Source organism: Paraburkholderia sp. ZP32-5 (assembly GCF_021390495.1).
Classification (GTDB): domain Bacteria; phylum Pseudomonadota; class Gammaproteobacteria; order Burkholderiales; family Burkholderiaceae; genus Paraburkholderia.
In genome coordinates this window covers 4,052,372-4,073,064 of record NZ_JAJEJP010000001.1, presented here as the reverse complement: position 1 = coordinate 4,073,064, position 20,693 = coordinate 4,052,372, and the positions used below count along the sequence as shown (strand labels likewise).

Genomic DNA, 20,693 nt, shown 5'->3' with positions numbered 1-20,693 from the left:
GCGCTTGCGTCGAGCGGGAATAATCGCTGTCACTGGAAAGAGGCGCGGTGCCTCGGCCGACTGGAGAGCTTTGTGGCAGAGGACAGCGACCTCGATAAAACCGAAGCCGCCACTCCCCGGCGCCTGCAGAAGGCGCGCGAGGAAGGGCAGATCGTGCGTTCGCGGGAGCTGTCGACATTCGCGCTGCTCGCAGCGGGCTTCTATGGCACCTGGGCGATGTCCGGCCATATCGGCCTGCATTTGCAGGACATGCTGCGCGCGTCGCTGATGTTCAATCACGACAGCACCTTCGATACGAGCCATATGCTGATCGGCGCGGGCGCCGCCGCGCGCGAAGGCCTCTACGCGCTGTTGCCGATTCTCGGCATGCTCGCCCTCGCCGCGCTGCTCGCGCCGCTGGCGCTCGGCGGCTGGCAGGTGTCGTCGAAAGCGCTCGAACCCAAATTCGACCGGCTGAACCCGATCGCCGGGCTGGGCCGCATGTTTTCGATCAACGGGCCGATCCAGCTCGGCATGTCGCTGGCGAAGACGCTGGTGGTCGGGCTGATCGGCGGCCAGGCGGTGTGGAATCGCCACGAAGAGATCCTCGCGCTCGCGACCCAGCCGCTCCATCTCGCGCTCGCCAACTCCGTGCATCTGATCGGCGTGTGCTGCGGCATCACCGTGGGCGGCATGTTCTTGGTGGCCGGGCTCGACGTGCCGTACCAGATCTGGTCATTCCACAAGAAGCTGCGCATGACCAAGGAAGAAGTGAAGCGCGAGCATCGCGAGAGCGAAGGCGATCCGCATATCAAGGGCAAGATTCGCCAGCAGCAGCGCGCGATCGCGCGGCGCCGCATGATGGCGCAGGTGCCGAAGGCCGACGTGGTGGTCACGAACCCGACGCACTTCGCGGTCGCGCTGCAATACACGGACGGCGAGATGCGCGCGCCGAAGGTGATCGCGAAGGGCGTGAACCTCGTCGCCGCGCGGATTCGCGAACTCGCGGTCGAAAACAACGTGCCGCTGCTCGAAGCGCCGCCGCTCGCTCGCGCGCTTTATCACAACGTCGAATTGAATCGAGAGATTCCGGGCGCGCTGTACGGCGCGGTCGCCGAAGTGCTCGCGTGGGTCTATCAGCTGAAGCGCTTCAAGTCCGAAGGCGGCGCGGTGCCGATGGCGCCGACCCATCTCGACGTGCCGCCGGAACTCGACAAGGGCGCGGTATCGGATCAGGACGCCGCCGAGGAAGCCGAGGACGCGTTGAACCCTTCTAACGACGACACGCAAGGAGCCTCCGCATGAACGTTCGCGCCGGTTTCCTCGCCCGACGGCCCGAGGCACTGAGCGGCACCAATCTGCGCGCGCTCGCGGGGCCGCTGCTGATCTGCATGATCCTCGGCATGATGATCCTGCCGTTGCCGCCGTTCCTGCTGGATCTGCTGTTCACGTTCAACATCGCGCTGTCCGTGATGGTGCTGCTCGTCAGCATGTACACGATGAAGCCGCTCGATTTCGCGGCGTTCCCGAGCGTGCTGCTGTTCTCGACACTGCTGCGGTTGTCGCTGAACGTCGCGTCGACCCGGGTCGTGCTACTCGAAGGCCATACCGGCCCGGACGCCGCCGGCCAGGTGATCGAGTCGTTCGGCCACTTCCTCGTGGGCGGCAACTTCGCGGTCGGTATCGTCGTGTTCGTGATTCTGATGGTGATCAACTTCATGGTGATCACCAAGGGCGCGGGGCGGATCGCCGAAGTGTCCGCGCGCTTCACGTTGGACGCGATGCCCGGCAAGCAGATGGCGATCGACGCCGATCTGAACGCCGGCCTCATAAACGAAGAGCACGCCCGCAAGCGCCGCCTCGAAGTCGCGCAGGAAGCCGAGTTCTACGGCTCGATGGACGGCGCGAGCAAGTTCGTGCGCGGCGACGCGATCGCCGGTTTGCTGATCATGGTGATCAACATCATCGGCGGGCTGATCGTCGGGATGATCCAGCACGACATGAGTTTCGCGGCCGCGGGCAAGAACTACACGCTGCTGACGATCGGCGACGGCCTCGTCGCGCAGATTCCGTCGCTGGTGATTTCGACCGCGGCCGGTGTGATCGTGTCACGCGTCGCGACCGACGAAGACATCGGCACGCAGCTCACCGGGCAACTGTTCACGAATCCGCGCGTGCTGATCATCACGGGCTCGATCCTCGTGATGATGGGGCTGATCCCGAACATGCCGCACTTCGCGTTTCTGATTCTCGGCGGCGGGCTGATCCAGCTTGGCCGCACGATGAAGAAGCGCGCCGAAGCGAGCAAGAACGCGCCCGCGCTGGCCGATGTCGCGCCGGACACGATGACGCCGGTCGAAAACGCCGAAGCCAGCTGGGACGACGTGACGATGATCGACACGCTCGGCCTCGAAGTCGGCTACCGGCTGATTCCGCTCGTCGACAAGAACTCGGACGGCGAGCTGCTGAAGCGGATCAAGAGCATCCGCAAGAAGTTCGCGCAGGAAATCGGCTTCCTGCCGCCGGTCATCCATATCCGCGACAACCTCGAATTGCGGCCGAACGGCTACAGCATCGCGCTGAAGGGCGTCGAGGTCGGGTCGGGCGAGGCGTATCCGGGCCAGTGGCTCGCGATCAATCCGGGCCAGGTGTCGGCCGCGCTCCCCGGCACGCCGACCACCGATCCGGCGTTCGGTCTGCCGGCGATCTGGATCGATACGAATCTGCGCGAGCAGGCGCAGGTGTACGGCTATACGGTCGTCGATTCGAGCACGGTGGTCGCGACGCACCTGAATCACCTGGTCGTCACGCATGCGTCGGAACTGCTGGGACGCCGCGAGGTGCAGGCGCTGATCGAGCGGATGCAGAAGGACACGCCGTCGCTCGTCGACGATCTGGTGCCGAAGGTGCTGCCGCTCAACACGCTGCAAAAGGTGCTGCAGAACCTGCTGGAGGAAGGCGTGCCGATCCGCGACATGCGCACGATCCTCGAGTCGCTTGCCGAGCACGCGGCGAAGATCTCCGACCCGCACGAACTGACCGCCGCGGTGCGCCTCGCGCTCGGCCGCGCGATCACGCAGCAGTGGTTCCCCGGCGCCGGCGACATGCAGGTGATGGGGCTCGACGCGAACCTCGAGCGGGTGCTGTCGCAGGCGCTGTCGACCGGGCCGAATCCGGGCCTCGAACCGGGTCTCGCGAACACGCTGCTCGCCGAAACCCAGAAGGCGATGATGCGTCAGCAGAACATCGGCCTCGCGCCGGTGCTGCTGGTCCAGCACGCATTGCGGCCGATGATCGCGCGCTTCCTGCGCCGCAGCCTGCCGCAGCTGAAGGTGCTGTCGTACGCGGAAGTACCCGATACGCGCAATGTCAGGGTCGTCAACGTGATCGGCGCGAACGGCTGACGGGTTTGAGTGCGCATGCGCGTGGATGCGTGCGTATGCGTGGTATGCGCGCTTATGCGTATTGGCGCTTGCAGCAAGGCCGGCCTTGCCAGAGGCCGGCTGCCCCGCGACGCCTCGCGGCTGAAGGACCGGCGCTCCATCGGCGGCCCGGTTTTCGCTTTTGCCGACAGCTTCGCCGCACGCCATTGATGGTCCCGCTCACCCGTCGAGGCCAGGGAAAACACCCGCCACGACCGGCTCAGCCGATATGTCGACGATGTGTCCATCGTGCGAATAGCCTGCCTTTAACGGTCTTTATCAATCGATCGTCACTCGACGCCTTTCGGAATAATTGCTTTCAATGGGAAGCGGTATATCGCCGGTCCGTCAGTCCGTCTACCTCATCGGGGATTCGCCTTGAACATTCGTAAATTTGTCGGTGCCAACAGTCGCGACGCGCTGCGTCTCGTTCGCGAAGCACTGGGCCCCGATGCGGTCGTGTTGTCGAACCGGACGATGGGCGACGGCAGCGTCGAAATCGTCGCGCTCGCCGATAGCGACCTCGCCGCGATCACGCCGAAAGCACGTAGCGGCGCGCGCGCCGCGCTGGCGGCACCGGGCGCCGGCGCCGCTCCGTTCGGCACGCCGCGCGCGTTGCCGGGGGCCATGGCGAATCCGTACGCGAATGGCATGCCGGACGTGTTTTCGTCGGTGTTCGGCGCGAGCCCGGAAGCGGGCGCGGAAGCGCTGCCGTTCAGCGCTCCGATGAGCGCTCCAATGAATATGCCGATGGGCGCGCCGATGAATGCTGGAGCGAACGCTGTCGTCAACGCGTCCGCTGGTGCGATCGCCGGCCCGTCCGTCGGCGCGCCGATGAACGCCGCCGCGAGCGAAACCGCGAATCCGGCCGGCTACCCGGCGCCGTTTTCCGCGACGAACCCGGCGTTTTCTCCGTCGACCGCGCCGTCGATCACCGTGCCGGGCAATCCGCTCGACGCAAGCACCGCCACTGCATCCGCCGCAAGCCAGCCGTCGGCGAGCATGTTCAACACCTTTAACGCACCCGCGGCACCCGCCGCACCGACGGGCTCCAGCGCCCGCGCGGCGGCCAACCGTCTGTCGGAAGACATCCGCGCGGATCTGCTGAAGGCCGCCGGCGTGCCGGTCGCGCCAGTTGCCGCCAACGACATCCCCGCGCCGCGCACGATGGCCGAATCGAATCCGTGGCTGATCGATCACGCGCGCCGCATCGCCGCTGAGCAGCAGCAACAGGGCGAATACAGCGCGCGCCCCGCCGGGATGACGCCCGCCGTCGCGAGCGCCAAGGGCCTCGGCATCGCGGTCGACGCGAGCGAGCCCGCGATGCGCTCGACGCTGGTGCCGCCGATCATCGACACGCCCGACTGGGCGCGCGAAGCCGCCGAAGTCGCCGCGCGCCGCACCGTGCAGAGGCTCGCTCCCGAGCAGGCCGACGACGGCCGCACACCGGCCGCCGTCGCCGAAGCGATCAAGGCTCGCATGGAGCAGGTCGTCAAGGACACCGTGATGAACGAGCTGTCGTCGATGCGCGGGATGATGGAAGAACACTTCACGGGGCTGCTGTGGGGCGAGCGCCAGCGCCGCAACCCGGCGCGCGCCGCGCTCACCAAGCATCTGTTCGCCGCGGGTTTTTCCGCGCAGCTCGTGCAGATGATGGTCGACAACCTGCCCGCGGACGTCGAGACGATGGATGGCGGCATGGACTGGGTTCGCACGGTGCTCGAATCGAACCTGCCGGTGATGGAAAACGAAGACGCGCTGATGGAGCGCGGCGGCGTGTTCGCGCTGATGGGCCCGACCGGCGTCGGCAAGACCACGACCACCGCGAAGCTTGCGGCGCGCTGCGTGATGCGCTTCGGTGCGAGCAAGGTCGCGCTGCTGACGACCGACAGCTACCGGATCGGCGGTCACGAACAACTGCGCATCTTCGGCAAGATTCTCGGCGTGTCGGTGCACGCGGTGAAGGACAGCGCCGATCTGCAACTCGCGCTCTCCGAACTACGCAACAAACACATCGTGCTGATCGACACGATCGGCATGAGCCAGCGCGACCGCCTCGTGTCCGAGCAGATCGCGATGCTGTGCCGCGCCGGCCAGCCGGTGCAACGTTTGCTGCTGCTCAACGCGACCGGCCACGGCGATACGCTCAACGAAGTCGTGCAGGCCTACCAGCGCGCGCCGGATCAACAGCCGCTCGCGGGCTGCATCCTGACCAAGCTCGACGAAGCGACCAACCTGGGCGGCGTGCTCGATGCGGTGATCCGCTACAAGCTGCCGATTCACTACGTGTCGACCGGTCAGAAGGTGCCGGAAAACCTGTACGTCGCGACGAAGAAATTCCTGATCAAGAGTACGTTCTGCATACCGCGCGACCATTCGCCGTTCGTGCCGCAGGACGATGACATGCCTGCGCTGCTGTCCTCGCTGTCCGCACGTTCGACGGCCGAGCTGCACGAGGTTCGCTTTGGATAAGCTCGTCTCGGATCAGGCGGAGGGACTGCGGCGGATGCTTGCGCGCGGCGGCGCGCGCGTGATCGCAGTGACGGGCGCATCGTTGGGCACGGGCAGCACGACGGTCGTCGTCAATCTTGCCGCGGCGCTCGCGCAGCAGGGCAAGGACGTGCTGGTCGTCGACGAATGCGTCGGCGAGAAGTCGGTGAGCGCGATGCTCGGCGGCTTGCGCGGCGCGGGCAATTTCGCGGCGGTGATGCGCGGCGAGATGCCGGTCGATTTCGCGGCGGCGCGGCACGCGCTCGGCTTTTCGGTGCTGGCGGCGTCGCGCAACAACCGCGAAGGCCACACGGCCGCCGAGTTCGGCGTGCTGCTCGGCGGTTCAGCCGACATCGTACTGATCGACGCGCAACTGGACGCGCAAGGACACCTGTCGGAGTTCGCCAAGCAGGCGCACGACGTGATGGTCGTCACGCGCGTGTCGGCGCAGGCGATTACCGACGCGTATGCGTGCATTAAACGTTTGCACTACGCGCATGCGATCGCGCAGTTCCGCGTGCTGATGAGTCACGTGCACAGCCCGAACGATGCGCATGCCGCATTCGCGAATCTGGCCGGCGTGGCCGGCCGTTATCTGACGGTGGCGCTCGAGGACGCCGGCTGCATCGCGGCCGATATGCGCATCGCGCGAGCGGAGGAGTTGTCGCGCTGTGTCGTCGACGCGTTCCCGTCGACGCCGGCTGCGCGCGACCTGCGCCATCTCGCCGCCGAATTGCAGTACTGGCCGATCCGGCCAGCGATGTCGCCGCAAACGCCCTGGCGGGCGAGCGCGGCAGTTACAGCGGCGCACCACGCCGACCAACCGTCCGCGCAGCACGCTTAACAGGCGCACGGGGACAAGGGGAGCACGATGTATAACGCTCAGGGAAAGATTTCTCAGGCTGAAGTTCTGACGAAGTACGCACCGCTCGTGCGTCGACTCGGCTTGCAGCTTGTCGCGAAAATGCCGGCGAGCGTCGATCTCGACGATCTGATCCAGGCCGGCATGATCGGCTTGCTGGATGCGGCCGGCCGCTACAAGGAAGACCAGGGCGCGCAGTTCGAGACCTATGCCAGCCAGCGCATTCGCGGCGCGATGCTCGACGAGCTGCGCAGCAACGACTGGTTGCCGCGCAGCTTGCGCCGCACGTCGCGCGAAGTGGAAACGGCCGTGCACAAGGTCGAACAGAACCTCGGCCGCTCGGCGAGCGAGGCTGAGATCGCCGAACATCTACAGATGCCGCTCGATGAATATCAGTCGATGCTGCAGGACCTGCACGGCAGCCAGCTGATCTATTACGAAGACTTCGACCGTTCCGCCGACGACGAGCCGTTTCTGGACCGCTACTGCGTGGACCATTCGGACCCGCTCTCCGCGCTGCTCGACGACAGCCTGCGCTCGGCGCTGGTCGAAGCGATCGATCGTTTGCCGGAACGCGAAAAGCTGCTGATGTCGCTGTACTACGAGCGCGGCATGAACCTGCGCGAAATCGGTGCGGTGATGGAAGTCAGCGAATCGCGTGTATGTCAGCTGCACAGCCAGGCAGTGGCGCGGCTGCGCGCTCGGCTGAAGGAAATGGCCTGGGCGAATGCCGAAGCCAACTGACGTGTTGCCTGCGGCGAGCCTGCCGCGTTTTCTCCGATAGTTTCACCCGCCGCTGTCGACGCGCGCTTTTCAAGCCGCGCCTTCAACCCGTCTTCTCACCGCGCGAGCGTTGCCGGCAGACTCGCCGCGCAACCTGCGCACCTGCCGCGCAGCGCCTGTCACACGCGAGCCATCTCGTGTTCGGCGGCCAACGCGAGAAATGCCGAACGCGACAAACCGCGCGCCTGCGCGTACGTGTCGATTTCCTGCACGAGCACTTCGGGCAGCGAGATGTTGATACGGATCGCGCGGCGCAACGCCGGAATGTTGCGCGTCGTGACGAAGCCCCACATAAAACCCGCGAACTCCGGATTGCGCTGATGCTCGCTGAGTGTTGCCGCATCGGGAAGCGGCAGACCTTCGTCGAGCAGCGCTTCGAGATGCGATTCGATGGCTTGCCGCGCGTTTGTATAGGCTTCCTCGATCGTATCGCCCGCGGAGTAGCAGCCCGGGATGTCCGGTACGACCACGCCGAATGCGTGCTTGCTGTCTCCAGGTTCGATAGCGATCGGAAAGATCAGATGCTTCATTTGAGCCCCGCCTGTTTCAATATGCTGTTCAGGGTGCCGGGCGGCAGATCCTTTTTTGGATGCGGAATGGTGACGAGACCTTGTTTTCCCGCGTGCCGAAAATGATGGTGGCTGCCCGCTACGCGGACGAGTCACCAACCGTCGGTCTGGATCAGTTTGATGACCTCGGCGCTGTTCATACATCATTCCTCCCAGCGTACACACGATTACACAACCTATCTAGTAGACAAAATTCCGCCTGTTAGCGCGCGGCAACATCGAAGCTGGAGCGCCGGCGAAAACTCAGGCAGGGTTGTTATTTCAACGTGACACGGCGCGGCGCGCCAGCTAGCCGGATGGCTAACGCTGCTGCTGCGTAGTAGCGGAAGAAGGAAGGAGAGAACAGGGAACGCGGGGAGAGAAGAAAAAATGGCGAAGGCCGTTCCGTTCGGCGCGGAAACGGCCCACGTCCGTCATCGATGACGGACGTTGTCATGGCGTGTCTTGCGGCGGGGGAGCGGAGCCGGCCTGGTGCCGCCGCCCCGGTTAATCGGAAATCAGAGTCCGAGGTGAGCGGGAATGCGACCGTCGGGGCCATACAGGCTGGCCTTGCGCGGCACGTTGACCTGCAGTGCCGCCAGCGCGCGCTGGTTGTAGTCCATCCGCACGCGGATCAGTTCGCCGTTGTTGGTGTTGACGCGCCGCGCGCGGTCGGCGGCCTTTTGCAGCAGTTTCCACTGCGTTGCGATGCGCGTGTCGCCGCTTGCCGCGAGTTCCATGCCGGACCAGCCGGCCGGGAAGCCCAGATCGGCCAGCTGCGCGTCGCGCGCGGCTTCGAGCCTCGCGAGTACGCCGATCAGCTCGGTTTTCTTTTCGACGATGGCGGGCAGCTGCTCGAGCGGCGATACCGCGGTCAGTGCTTTGGTTTCGAGCGTGAGGACCGAGGCGAACGCCTCGACGGTCGAATATTCTTCGATCAGGGTAGCAACCAGGGCGTCTTTCATGTCAGCAACTCGCTACGCGCGCTGGCTCGCGGAGAACGTGCGAGCCGGGTTGGTCGAATGCCGCCCGGCACGTCACCGCACTTCGAAGTGCCGTTCAGTTGCCGGTCGACGAATTTTTGTTCTGCAACAGGTCGCGCGCCGTCTGCAGCACGCCGTCGGCGATCTTGCCCGAGTCGATCTGCAGCGTGCCGTCCTTGATGGCTTGCTTGATCGACTCGACATGCGCCATATCGATATCGGCCGAGCCGGATGCCGCGAGGCTGCGCAGGTGCTGCGACAGACCCGACAGGTTCACGCTCGCGTCGCCCGAATTGCTGCCCGCGGCCGGCGCGGGCGTGTTCGCGCCCTGCGCGGCGTCGGTTGCCGGCGCGGCGTCGCTCTGCTGCGAACGGGACAAGCCGTCTTTCAATGCCGACAGGCTCGAGGAGGTGGTGGAATCGACTTTCACGATTGGCTTCCTGAACGATTTGATCCTGATAACGGCAACCGCTGATCAAAACTTTAGCGCAATCGCTCCACTTCACACCCGGTTTCGCCGAGCCATCCGACCCCTTCAATGCTGCCTGTGCGGCATCCGCCGCGAGCGCCGCCGGTGGCGCCTCTGCTGCCGTCCGGACAACCGCCTCGCGCGCTTCCTTCATCGCCGCGAATTCGCTCACATCTGGATCTCGACCGTGGCGCCGTCCTTGACGATGCCGGAGATGATCTGGCCGTTCGCGGTCTTCACCCGCACCTGCTGACCCGGCGACGCGTTGTTCATCGCGCTGCCTTCGGACGAAATCGAGAAGCCGTCGCCGGCCGCCACGACCCGCACGGTCTGGCCGATCGTCACCGCCGACGCGCTTTTCAGCATGTCGCGCCGCAGTGGCATGCCGCCCGCAATCCGCACCAGCGATACCGAGCCGACCGCCTGTGACGGATCGGTGACGACGGCCTGCGGCAGACCGGTCAGGTCGCCGTCGCGCGCGACGAGATCGGCGGCGCTCAGCACGTCGCCGGGCGCCATCGCGCGCGACGCGAGATAGTAGGTCGCATGCACGCTGACGCGCGCCTGCAGGTAGATCGTCCATGGCCGTTCGCCGGCACAGCGCACGCCGACCGTCATGCGGCCCCACAGGCGCGAGCCGGTCGGCATGAACGGTTCGAGCGATGCGCACGCGGCGAGGCCGCGCGGAAACGCGGGCGCGACGCTGATCTCGACCTTGCCGGGCAGGCCGACCGCCTGCTGCTGCAAAAACGCGAGCGCGGTCGCGTGGATCGCTTCCGGATCCTGCTGGCCGGGCAACGGCGCGGGCGTGGCCGCCGCCGTTTGAGGTTGAGGCTGAGTCGCTCTCGTTGCGCTTGCGAGCGCCGGCTGGCGTATGGACGCCTGGGCTCTCGCGATTGTCGTGGCCGAGGTGCTGGCTGGCTGCGCGCTGGCGATCGGTTTGCCGTTCGCGCCGAATTCAGGCGGCTCACCGCGCGATGCGAGGCTGTCGAAGCCGCCTTGCGGCGCGTTCGCATCGACTGGTCGCGTGGCCATGCCGGCGGCAGCGCTTGCACCGTTCGCCGCTGGTGTGACGACGACAGGAGTAACAGTGCGTGCACCGGCTTCGACATTAACGCGTGCGACGCCCGACGCCCCGGTGCTGGCCGGCGCGGGAATCGTCACGACGCCATTGGCGTCCGGTTTCAGGTTCGTGCGGATCATCGCCGGGGCGGTGGGGGCATCACCCGCCCCCGGAACGACGATCGCGCCTTCCGCGTTCGCGGCACGCGCGAACGGGTCGTTGTCACGTTGGGTAGGCCCGCGGCCGAGCGACTGCGCGGTCGCGACATTGAGCGACGCGGCCGAGGCCGAGCGTTGCGCCGGCGTCTGGATCTTTTGCACGAGGTCGTTCAGCGCGGCGGGATTCTTTTCACCCGGCCCGGGGATCACGATCGGGCCGCCGCCGGTGTCCTGCGCGTGGGTCGTCGCCGGCAGCAGCACGATGCCGCCCGCGACCCACAGTGCGACGTTGACGATCAGGCGCGTGAGAAAACGCGTGATCAACCGTGTGGCAACGCGCGCCAAGAAGCGGCTCACGCGACGAATACCGAGGCGCGCAAAGTCCGCACCCACGCCCACGCGACATTCCGCCGAGCGATCTGCGCGCTGCGGCAAGGCGGAAGTGGGCTGGTCCATCGCGTGTCTCCATCGAATGCATCGGTACGCCTTGCATTCTAGAGAGCACCCTTTTCGCGCAAGCGTTGAATAGAAGCCCCCTTTCCCGGTTATTCGTCCGATTGCGGCTTGCGCCCGGCCCATAAGATGCACCTCATGCAAAAAGGCCTTTCCGCCGGCCGCGCCGATCGTTCGACGCACGCATGGAAAGGTTTCGGGAACGCTCTCGGGAGATTTCTATGCTGGACAAACTCGATGCCGAATTCGCGTTCGGCCGGCAGGCGATGGATGTGCGCGCGTACCGGCAGGAACTGCTGTCGTCGAATATCGCGAACGCCGACACCCCTGGGTACAAGGCACGCGATGTCGACTTCGCGTCGTCGCTCGCCGGCGCGCTGAAGAAAGCCGGCGGCGGCAGCGCCGGCCACGGCGCGTCGAACAGCTCGACGCTCGCGATGACGCAGCCGGCCGGCGTGACGAGCGGCATGTCGATGTCGGCGACCGAACCCGGCCACATGAGCGGCAAGACCACGCTGACGGCGACGGGCGGCAGCCCCGACGACTACGGCAGCCTGCAATACCGGATTCCGCAGCAGCCCGCGCTCGACGGCAACACGGTCGATATCGACACCGAGCGCGTGCAGTTCGCCGACAACACGCTGCACTTCGAATCGGGCATGACGGTCGTGTCGAACCAGATCAAGACGATGCTGTCGGCGATCACGTCGGGCAGCTAACGGCGCAGCCGACAGCGGACACAGGCAGGTACAAGACACACCAACACATCTATAAACCGGGCACGTAAAGCACACGTAAAGCGCACGCAGTACACGGCGCGGCGCGATGACCCGGACGGAGAAGCAGCTCGCGCAACGCAACCCGCGCGACCCACACTCAAAGACGCAAGCAACACGCAAACAACGCACACGCAGCAGCGGACAACAACAGAAGCGCTACGGGATTAACGTAAAGCCGGTGCGAACCGGCAGGAGAGGTCAGGAAACATGCCATCCCTGATGAATATTTTTGGAGTCGCGGGCTCCGCGATGTCGGCGCAGTCGCAGCGGCTGAACGTGACGGCGTCGAACCTCGCCAACGCGGACAGCACGACCGGCCCGGACGGCCAGCCGTACAAGGCCAAGCAGGTCGTGTTCGCGGTCGATCCGCTCGGCGGCGCGCGCACGGCCTCCGGCCAGCAGGTCGGCGGCGTGCAGGTCACCGGCGTGATCGACGATCCGTCGCCGATGAAGACCGCGTACGAACCCGGCAACCCGGCCGCCAACGCCGACGGCTACGTGACGCTGCCCAACGTCGACCCGGTGCAGGAAATGGTCAACATGATCTCGGCTTCGCGCTCGTATCAGGCCAACGTCGAAACGCTGAACACCGCTAAAGCCCTGATGCTGAAAACGCTCACGATCGGAACCTGAGGAGAACCGTCTTGACCACCAACACCACGATCGGCAGCAACGGCACGGGCGTGTCGCAAACGCTGCTCGACACGATGAACGGCACGAACAGCGCATCGGGCGCGACCGGGTCGACGGGCAGCACCGCGGGCACTTCACCCGCCGCTTTGCAGCAGACGTTTCTGCAACTGCTGGTCACGCAGCTGCAGAACCAGGATCCGACCAATCCGATGGACAGCTCGCAGATGACCTCGCAGCTCGCGCAGATCAGCACGGTGCAGGGCATCGGCCAGCTCAACGCGTCGCTCAGCTCGTTGTCGGCGCAGCTGACGGCCGGCCAGACGTCGCAGTCGGCGCTGCTGATCGGTTCGACCGTGCTCGCGCCGGGCGACTCGATCGCGGTGGCGAGCGGCAAGGCGGGCGCGTTCGGCGTCACGCTGGCCAACGACGTCAGCGACCTGCAGGTGGTCGTCAAGAACTCGGCCGGCACGATCGTCAACACGATCGATCTCGGCAAGCAGTCGGCAGGCACGATTCCGGTGGGCTGGACGCCGACCGACACGTCGGGCAACACGCTGCCCGACGGCACTTACACGATTACCGCGACCGGCACGATCAACGGCCAGCCGGCGACCGCCACCACGCTCACCGGCCAGACCGTCGAGAGCGTCGTCACGCAGCCGGACGGTAGCGCCGGGCTCGTGCTGTCGAACGGTTCGACCGTTGGCCTGACGAGCGTCGCCGCCATCCTCTAAGCCAGATCAGTCCGATCAATTCAATAACGATTTTGCAGATACGGAGCACCTCATGGGTTACCAACAAGGTTTGAGCGGTCTGGCGGCGTCGTCGAGCGATCTCGACGTGATCGGCAACAACATTGCCAACGCCAACACCGTCGGCTTCAAGAGCGGCACCGCCGAATTCGCCGACCTGTACGCGAATTCCGTCGCGACGGCGGTGAGCCAGCAGATCGGCATCGGCACGCAGATGTCCGAAGTGCAGCAGCAGTTCTCGCAAGGCACGCTGACGACGACCAACCAGGCGTTGAACATCGCGATCAACGGCAACGGCTTCTTCCAGATGTCGAACAATGGCACGTTGACCTATTCGCGTAACGGCGTGTTCCAGCTCGACAAGAACGGCTTCATCACGAACGCGCAGGGTCTGGATCTGATGGGCTACGCCGCCGACAGCTCGGGCGTCATCAACACCGCGCAGACCGTACCGCTGAAGGTGCCGACCGCGAACATCGCACCGACGCCGTCCACCACGATCACCGCCGGCCTGAACCTGGGCGCGCAGGACGACCTGATGCTCGGCGCACCGACCGTGACGGCGAGCGCGGGTAACACCGGCACGCTGAGCACGACCGGCGCATCGATCACGAACGGCGCCGCCGGTACCAATACCGACAACTACACGATCAACTTCACGAGCGCGACGACCTACACGGTCACCGACAACACGCTCGGCACGACGTCGGCATCGCAGACTTTCACCGCCGGCAGCCCGATCACGCTCGGCAACGGCGAAAGCATCACGTTCAGTGGCGCGCCGGCCAACGGCGACTCGTACACCGTGACGCCGAACGCAACCGCGTTCAACCAGAACAGCTCGAAGACCTATAACTACTCGACCAGCACGACGGTCTACGATTCGCTCGGCGGCTCGTCGACGGTCAACATGTATTTCGCCAAGACGTCGGCCGGCACGTGGAACGTCTATGCGGGCACGTCGACCGGTACCGCGTCGCTGATCGGCCAGATGAACTTCGACTCGTCGGGCAATCTGGTCAGCACGAGCCAGGCCGATCTGCCGCTGGCGAGCCCGCCGACCTTCACGGCCACCACGACGGTCGGCCAGTTCGCACTGTCGATCCCGACCAGCGACGGTTCGTCGACGCCGCAGAACCTGACGCTCGACCTGTCCGACACCACGCAGTACGGCGGCAAGGACGGCGTGAACAGCCTGTCGACCGACGGCTTCGCCGCTGGCGAGTTGACCAGCTTCACGGTCGGCGCCGACGGCACGCTGACCGGCAACTACTCGAACGGCCAGACCGCCGCGCTTGGTCAGGTCGTGCTCGCGAACTTCTCGAATGAGAACGGCCTCGTCGATCTGGGCAACAACGAATACGGGCAGACCTCGGCATCGGGCGTCGCGCAGATCTCCGCGCCGGGCTCGACCAACCACGGCGTGCTGCAAGGCGGCGCGGTCGAAAACTCGAACGTCGATCTGACGAGCGAGCTGGTCAACCTGATCACCGCGCAGCGCAACTATCAGGCGAACGCGCAGACGATCAAGACCCAGCAGACCGTCGACCAGACGCTGATCAACCTGTAAGCAAACGGGGCCTCCTCATGGATCGGCTGATCTACACCGCGATGTCGGGCAGTGCCCAGGCGCTCGAACAGCAGGCGATCGTCGCGAACAATCTCGCGAACGCATCGACCACCGGCTTTCGCGCGCAGCTCGAGACGTTCCGCGCCGTGCCGCTCGGCTTCGGCGACGGCAGTTCGATCAACGACGACACCACCCGCACCTTCGTGCTGTCGTCGGTGCCCGGCGCGGATTACACGCCGGGGCCGATCCAGCAGACCGGCAACCCGCTCGACGTCGCCGTCGAGGGCCCGGGCTGGCTGACGGTGCAGACCGCCGACGGCAACGAGGCGTACACGCGCGCCGGCAATCTGCACATCGACGAAAACGGCCAGCTCGTCAACGCCACCAACCAGGTGGTGCTCGGCAACGGCGGGCCGGTGTCGGTGCCGCCGGGCGCGGAGATCACGATCGGCAAGGACGGCACGGTGTCCGCGTTGACGCCGGGCGATCCGCCGACCGCGGTCGTCACCGTCGATCAGCTGAAGCTCGTGAACCCCGATCCGCAGACGTTGACGCGCGGCGATGACGGTCTCTTTCGTACCACCGACGGCAACCCCGCCGACGCCGATCCGACCGTCACGGTCGTGCCGGCGTCGCTCGAAGGCAGCAACGTCAATCCGGTCAGCGCGATGGTCTCGATGATCACCAACGCGCGCCAGTTCCAGATGCAGACGCAGATGCTGGAAAACGCCGACAAGAACGATCAGTCCGCCAATCAGATACTCAGCTTCAGCTAATGGATGGCCATGGGGCGTGCCTCGCCGGCGCGCCTCGCCTCTCGGAGAACAATAGTGAATCGCTCGCTCTACATCGCCGCTACCGGCATGAATGCGCAACAGTCGCAGATGGACGTGATTTCGAACAACCTCGCGAACGTCAGCACCAACGGCTTCAAGGGCTCGCGCGCGGTGTTCGAGGATCTGCTGTACCAGACCATCCGTCAGCCGGGCGCGAACTCGACGCAGCAAACCGAACTGCCGTCCGGCATCCAGCTCGGCACCGGCGTGCAACAGGTCGCCAACGAACGCCTGTACACGCAGGGCAACCTGCAGCAGACCGGTAACTCGAAGGACGTCGCGATCAACGGCGCCGGCTTCTTCCAGGTGCAGATGCCCGACGGCACGACCGCCTACACGCGTGACGGTTCGTTCCAGACCAACGCGCAGGGCCAGCTCGTCACCTCGAGCGGCTATCAGGTGATTCCGGCGATCACGATCCCGACCAATGCGACCTCGTTGACGATCGGCAGCGACGGCGTCGTGTCGATCACCACCTCCGGTTCGACCAACAGCCAGCAGATCGGCTCGATGCAGCTCGCGACGTTCATCAACCCGGCCGGCCTCGATGCGAAGGGCGAAAACCTGTTCTCGGAAACGTCGTCGTCGGGCGCGCCGAACGTCGCGCAACCGGGGCTGAACGGTGCCGGCTCGCTCAATCAGGGCTATGTGGAAGCGTCGAACGTGAACGTCGTGCAGGAACTGGTCAACATGATCCAGACCCAACGCGCGTACGAAATCAACAGCAAGGCCGTGACGACTTCCGACCAGATGCTGCAGACCTTGAGCCAGATGCAGGTTTGAGGACCGGAATGAAAGGCGGTAATTGATGATGTCGCACTCCACTCGCAAGCCGGTTCACTCGCGCACCGGCGAACTGCTCGTGCAGCTCGCGCTCGTCGCGGCGCTCGGCGGTTGCGCGCTCGTGCCCAAGCAGCCGATCACGCAGCAGCCGATGACCGCGATGCCGCCGATGCCGCCGCAGGCGCAGGCGCCGGGTTCGATCTTCAATCCGGGCTATGCGGGCCGGCCGCTGTTCGAAGATCAGCGCCCGCGCAACGTCGGCGACATCATCACGATCGTGATTGCCGAAAACATCAACGCGACGAAATCGTCGGGCGCGAATGCGGGCCGCAACGGCACCACCAACTTCGACGTGCCGACCGCGGGCTTTCTCGGCGGCCTGTTCGCGAAGACCAATCTGAATGCGAGCGGCGCCAACGTGTTTAACGGCAGCGGCGGCGCGAACGCGTCGAACACCTTCAACGGCACGATCACCGTAACGGTGACGGGGGTGGAGGCGAACGGCAACCTGGTGGTGAGCGGCCAGAAGCAGATGCTGATCAATCAGGGCAATGAGTTCGTGCGCTTTTCCGGTGTCGTCAATCCGAACACGATTTCGAATTTGAACGCTGTCTATTCGACCCAGGTGGCGGACGCGAAAATCGAGTACTCCGCGAAGGGCTACATCGACGAGGCCCAGACGATGGGCTGGTTGCAGCGGTTCTTCCTCAACGTGGCGCCGTGGTGATCATGGGTAACGTTTTCAACACGCTCAACACGCTGACTCGGGCCCGCCGCTCGCTGGTGGCCTTCGCCTCATCGGTCGCGCTCGCCTGCGTCGCGCTGGCACCCGCCGCGCCCGCGCACGCCGAGCGCCTGAAGGACCTCGCGCAGATCCAGGGCGTGCGCGACAACCCCCTGATCGGCTACGGCCTCGTGGTCGGCCTCGACGGCACCGGCGACCAGACCACGCAGACGCCGTTCACCACGCAGACGCTCGCCAACATGCTGGCGAACCTCGGCATCTCGATTAACAACCAGGCGGCGGGCTTGAGCAACCAGCAGTCGTCGCTGTCGAACATCCAGCTGAAGAACGTCGCCGCGGTGATGGTGACGGCGGTGCTGCCGCCGTTCGCGCGTCCGGGCGAACAGATCGACATCACCGTATCGTCGCTCGGTAACGCCAAGAGCCTGCGCGGCGGCACGCTGCTGCTGACGCCGCTGAAGGGCGCCGACGGCCAGGTGTACGCACTCGGGCAGGGCAACGTCGCGGTCGGCGGCGCGGGCGCGAGCGCCAACGGCAGCCGCGTGCAGGTCAACCAGCTGGCGGCAGGTCGCATCACGGCCGGCGCGATCGTCGAGCGCACGGTGCCGACCACGGTGTCGCAGGCGGGCACGATGCAGCTCGACCTGAACGATATGGATTACGACACCGCGCAGCGCGTCGTCGCGGCGATCGACAACGCGTTCGGCAGCGGCACCGCGAGCGCGCTCGACGGCCGCACGATTCAATTGCGCGCGCCGGCCGATCCGGCCCAGCAGGTGCAGTTCATGGCGCAGTTGCAGAACCTCGACGTACGGCCCGGGCAGGCGGCAGCGAAGGTGATCCTGAATGCGCGCACCGGCTCGATCGTGATGAACCAGATGGTCACGCTGCAGAGTTGCGCGGTCGCGCACGGCAATCTGTCGGTGGTGATCAACACGCAGCCGGTGGTGAGCCAGCCGGGCGCGTTCTCGAACGGCCGCACCGTGGTCGCGCAGCAGTCGCAGATCCAGATGAAGCAGGACAACGGTTCGCTGAAGCTGGTGAGCGCCGGCGCGAATCTCGCGGATGTCGTGAAGGCGCTCAACGCCCTCGGTGCGACGCCCGCGGATCTGATGTCGATCCTGCAGGCCATGAAAGCGGCGGGCGCGTTGCGCGCCGACCTGGAAATCATCTAAGGAACACACCAGATGAATTCGAACCCGACCAATACCGCCAATCTGTCGAACGATCTGACCGATCGCTTCGCGCTCGACGTGCAAGGCTTCGGCGCTTTGAGCGCGCAGGCGAAGGCCTCGCCGCAAGCCGGCATGAAGATGGCCGCGCAGCAGTTCGACGCGGTGTTCACGCAGATGATGCTGAAGAGCATGCGCGATGCGACGCCGCACGACGGCCCGTTCGATTCGCACGACAGCGAGACCTTCACGTCGATGATGGATCAGCAGTTGTCGCAGCAGTTGTCGAAGAAGGGCATCGGCGTCGCCGACGCGATGCTCAAGCAGTTGATGCGCAATCAGGGCATGCAGGTGGGCGGCGGCAGCGAAGGCGCCGGCGGTCTTGCCGGCATGGCCAACGCATTCGGCGGCGGCGGTGGCGGCGACGAAGGACAAAGCGCGGCGCTCAACGCACTGGCGCGCGCCTACGGCAATGCGCAGGCGAACGGCCAGCTCGCGCTCGGCCGGCCGTATTCGGCCAACAGCGCGTTCACGCCGCCGCTGCGCGGCGACGGCAGCTCGCCGAAGATCGATGCCTTCGTCGACAAGCTGGCCGGGCCGGCTCAGGCCGCGAGCGCCGCGACCGGCATTCCGGCGCGCTTCATCATCGGCCAGGCCGCGCTCGAATCGGGCTGGGGCAAGAGCGAGATCAAGAAAGCCGACGGCTCGACCAGTCACAACGTGTTCGGTATCAAGGCGGGCAACGACTGGACCGGCAAGACGGTGTCGACGGTCACGACCGAATACGTGAACGGCAAGCCGCATCGCACGGTCGAGAAATTCCGCTCGTACGACTCGTATCAGGAAGCGATGGCCGACTACACGAGCATGCTGAAGAGCAATCCGCGCTACGCGCAGGTGATTCATTCGTCGCGCGACGTGAATGGCTTTGCCAACGGCATGCAGCGCGCCGGCTATGCGACCGATCCGCATTACGCGAAAAAGCTGCTGTCGATCATGCAGAAAATGGGCTGATCGCGCGGCGACGGGCGCGTAAAAATAACCGGTCGAATAATGGTGTGGGGCAAAACCGGCAATAAAATGCCGGTGCGGCCATTGAAGTTAAGATGCTGGGTTCCGTTTTAACGTTTGCGGCGAATGTGACGCAAATATTTAACAAAAAACCCTAAATTTTGGACAAATGCTGCCGCTAACGAGTTAGACCGATACCGGAAAAAATACCCGTTATTTCTCCGGTCGAATGCGCGTGCCACGGCTTCGCGAAAGACTGTGCAAGTCCCGGCGAAGCCAGGCACGCGCCCGCAAGAACATGCATACCGGCAAGCTCATGGATATGAACCAGTCGAACGGCCACACCGAGACACTCGGCCAGTCGCACGTCCCGGACAACGAAAGCGCTCCCGATTTTGGCCGCCGCAACACGCTGGAAATCGGCGTGCAGTTGCGCAATCTCGTCAATCGCGGTGACTTTCTCACCGTCGAATATGCGGGCGGACAGCTCGTCACGCGTCTGCTCGACGTCGACGTGCGCGAGCGCACCTTTACGTTCGATTGGGGCGCGCTGTCCGAACAGAACAAAGGTTTGCTGGCGGCGCCGCGCTGTCAGTTTCACGCGTCGCCGGAAGGTGTGCGCGTCGATTTTTCGACGAGTACGCCGCGCGAGACTCGCTACGAAGGATTGCCCGCGTTCGAGGCCAACTTCCCCGAGGTGCTGTTCTACGTACAGCGCCGCGAATACTTCCGCGTCGCGACGCCGATTCTCGATCCGTATGTCTGCACCGGCCGATTCGCCGAAGGCGATTCGTTCCGCTTCGAAGTGCACGACCTGTCGCTGGGCGGCCTCGGCATGCATACGAACGACGAGCGCGTCGCGGAACTGCCGATGGGCACGCGTCTGATGGACTGCCAGCTCGCGCTCGGCGCGTTCGGGCGTCTGTCGCTCGATCTGCAGCTCGTGTCGCATCGTTCGCTCGCTTTGCCGAACGGCACGCAGCGCTATCAGCTCGGTTTCCGTTTCCTCGCGCTGCCGGGCAACGCGGAAAACACGCTGCAGCGGGTGATCACCCAGCTCGAAATGAAGCGTCGTCAGCTCGCCTCGAAATAAAGCGCCGCTAGCCGCAAACGTAGTGGGACGGCCCTCAATTTTTCGTACCGCGGGCCGTTAAAGAGGATGTTCCAGTAACGCGCGGCGGCATCTCCGCGGCGCCGCCCTT

19 protein-coding genes and 1 pseudogene are annotated in these 20,693 nt (G+C 65.2%); 15 read left to right on the top strand and 5 right to left on the bottom strand.

The genetic code is table 11. The annotated features are described in order from the left end of the window. Positions 1-72 precede the first annotated feature (72 nt). The 5 genes from flhB to L0U82_RS17780 all read left to right on the top strand — a co-directional run bounded on the left by flhB (position 73) and on the right by L0U82_RS17780 (position 7,497). The gene (gene flhB / locus L0U82_RS17800; protein ID WP_233832681.1) at positions 73-1,284 is read left to right on the top strand and encodes a flagellar biosynthesis protein FlhB; all 1,212 of its coding nucleotides are present in this window, start codon (positions 73-75) and stop codon (positions 1,282-1,284) included. After that, positions 1,281-3,383 (top strand): flagellar biosynthesis protein FlhA, encoded by a 2,103-nt coding sequence (gene flhA / locus L0U82_RS17795; protein ID WP_233832679.1) that lies wholly within the window; start codon positions 1,281-1,283, stop codon positions 3,381-3,383. Before flhB ends, flhA begins: the two co-directional genes overlap by 4 nt. A 396-nt stretch (positions 3,384-3,779) precedes the next feature. Further along, positions 3,780-5,873 carry a flagellar biosynthesis protein FlhF gene (flhF, locus tag L0U82_RS17790; protein ID WP_233832677.1) on the top strand — a complete coding sequence of 698 codons (2,094 nt, stop codon included), beginning with the start codon at positions 3,780-3,782 and terminating at the stop codon, positions 5,871-5,873. Further along, the gene (locus tag L0U82_RS17785) at positions 5,866-6,735 is read left to right on the top strand and encodes a nucleotide-binding protein (protein WP_233832675.1); all 870 of its coding nucleotides are present in this window, start codon (positions 5,866-5,868) and stop codon (positions 6,733-6,735) included. The genes flhF and L0U82_RS17785 overlap by 8 nt, the downstream gene beginning before the upstream one ends. 27 nt (positions 6,736-6,762) lie before the next feature. Then, positions 6,763-7,497 (top strand): RNA polymerase sigma factor FliA, encoded by a 735-nt coding sequence (locus L0U82_RS17780; protein WP_233832673.1) that lies wholly within the window; start codon positions 6,763-6,765, stop codon positions 7,495-7,497. 158 nt (positions 7,498-7,655) lie between these two features. Here the strand turns inward: L0U82_RS17780 and L0U82_RS17775 are convergent, their stop codons facing one another. From L0U82_RS17775 to flgA, 5 genes and pseudogenes are all read right to left on the bottom strand, one after another. Further along, positions 7,656-8,066 carry a type II toxin-antitoxin system HicB family antitoxin gene (locus L0U82_RS17775; RefSeq protein ID WP_233832671.1) on the bottom strand — a complete coding sequence of 137 codons (411 nt, stop codon included), beginning with the start codon at positions 8,064-8,066 and terminating at the stop codon, positions 7,656-7,658. Then, positions 8,063-8,245, bottom strand: a pseudogene (locus tag L0U82_RS17770) (type II toxin-antitoxin system HicA family toxin). The gene L0U82_RS17775 and the pseudogene L0U82_RS17770 overlap by 4 nt, the downstream one beginning before the upstream one ends. 357 nt (positions 8,246-8,602) lie before the next feature. Continuing rightward, positions 8,603-9,049, bottom strand: a complete 447-nt coding sequence (locus L0U82_RS17765) for a flagella synthesis protein FlgN (protein WP_233832669.1) — start codon at positions 9,047-9,049, stop codon at positions 8,603-8,605. Between the two features lie 94 nt (positions 9,050-9,143). Further along, positions 9,144-9,497, bottom strand: coding sequence for a flagellar biosynthesis anti-sigma factor FlgM (gene flgM, locus L0U82_RS17760; RefSeq protein WP_233832667.1), 354 nt, complete (start codon positions 9,495-9,497; stop codon positions 9,144-9,146). Positions 9,498-9,704: 207 nt separating this feature from the next. After that, positions 9,705-11,213: a flagellar basal body P-ring formation chaperone FlgA gene (gene flgA / locus L0U82_RS17755; RefSeq protein ID WP_233832665.1), complete on the bottom strand. Its 1,509-nt coding sequence runs from the start codon at positions 11,211-11,213 to the stop codon at positions 9,705-9,707. Positions 11,214-11,431: 218 nt separating this feature from the next. Here flgA and flgB point away from each other — a divergent pair, with 218 nt between their 5' ends. The 10 genes from flgB (at position 11,432) to L0U82_RS17705 (ending at position 20,584) form a co-directional block, all read left to right on the top strand. After that, entirely contained in the window at positions 11,432-11,929 is a 498-nt protein-coding gene (gene flgB, locus L0U82_RS17750) for a flagellar basal body rod protein FlgB (RefSeq protein WP_233832663.1), read from the top strand. 267 nt (positions 11,930-12,196) lie between these two features. Next, complete coding sequence (flgC, locus tag L0U82_RS17745) at positions 12,197-12,622, top strand: flagellar basal body rod protein FlgC (protein WP_233832662.1); 426 nt, start codon at positions 12,197-12,199, stop codon at positions 12,620-12,622. Between the two features lie 11 nt (positions 12,623-12,633). Continuing rightward, complete coding sequence (locus tag L0U82_RS17740; RefSeq protein WP_233832660.1) at positions 12,634-13,356, top strand: flagellar hook assembly protein FlgD; 723 nt, start codon at positions 12,634-12,636, stop codon at positions 13,354-13,356. Between the two features lie 52 nt (positions 13,357-13,408). After that, on the top strand, positions 13,409-14,944 hold the full coding sequence (locus L0U82_RS17735; protein WP_233832658.1) for a flagellar hook protein FlgE: 1,536 nt from the start codon (positions 13,409-13,411) through the stop codon (positions 14,942-14,944). A gap of 17 nt (positions 14,945-14,961) precedes the next feature. Next, positions 14,962-15,720, top strand: coding sequence for a flagellar basal-body rod protein FlgF (gene flgF, locus L0U82_RS17730; RefSeq protein ID WP_233832656.1), 759 nt, complete (start codon positions 14,962-14,964; stop codon positions 15,718-15,720). 54 nt (positions 15,721-15,774) lie between these two features. After that, positions 15,775-16,563, top strand: a complete 789-nt coding sequence (gene flgG, locus L0U82_RS17725; RefSeq protein WP_233832654.1) for a flagellar basal-body rod protein FlgG — start codon at positions 15,775-15,777, stop codon at positions 16,561-16,563. Between the two features lie 28 nt (positions 16,564-16,591). Further along, positions 16,592-17,290, top strand: a complete 699-nt coding sequence (gene flgH / locus L0U82_RS17720; RefSeq protein WP_233833336.1) for a flagellar basal body L-ring protein FlgH — start codon at positions 16,592-16,594, stop codon at positions 17,288-17,290. A 2-nt stretch (positions 17,291-17,292) separates the two neighbouring features. Further along, positions 17,293-18,483 carry a flagellar basal body P-ring protein FlgI gene (locus L0U82_RS17715; protein WP_233832652.1) on the top strand — a complete coding sequence of 397 codons (1,191 nt, stop codon included), beginning with the start codon at positions 17,293-17,295 and terminating at the stop codon, positions 18,481-18,483. A gap of 12 nt (positions 18,484-18,495) precedes the next feature. Next, positions 18,496-19,494 carry a flagellar assembly peptidoglycan hydrolase FlgJ gene (gene flgJ, locus L0U82_RS17710; protein WP_233832650.1) on the top strand — a complete coding sequence of 333 codons (999 nt, stop codon included), beginning with the start codon at positions 18,496-18,498 and terminating at the stop codon, positions 19,492-19,494. 319 nt (positions 19,495-19,813) lie between these two features. Continuing rightward, positions 19,814-20,584: a flagellar brake protein gene (locus L0U82_RS17705; RefSeq protein WP_442793642.1), complete on the top strand. Its 771-nt coding sequence runs from the start codon at positions 19,814-19,816 to the stop codon at positions 20,582-20,584. Positions 20,585-20,693 lie beyond the last annotated feature (109 nt).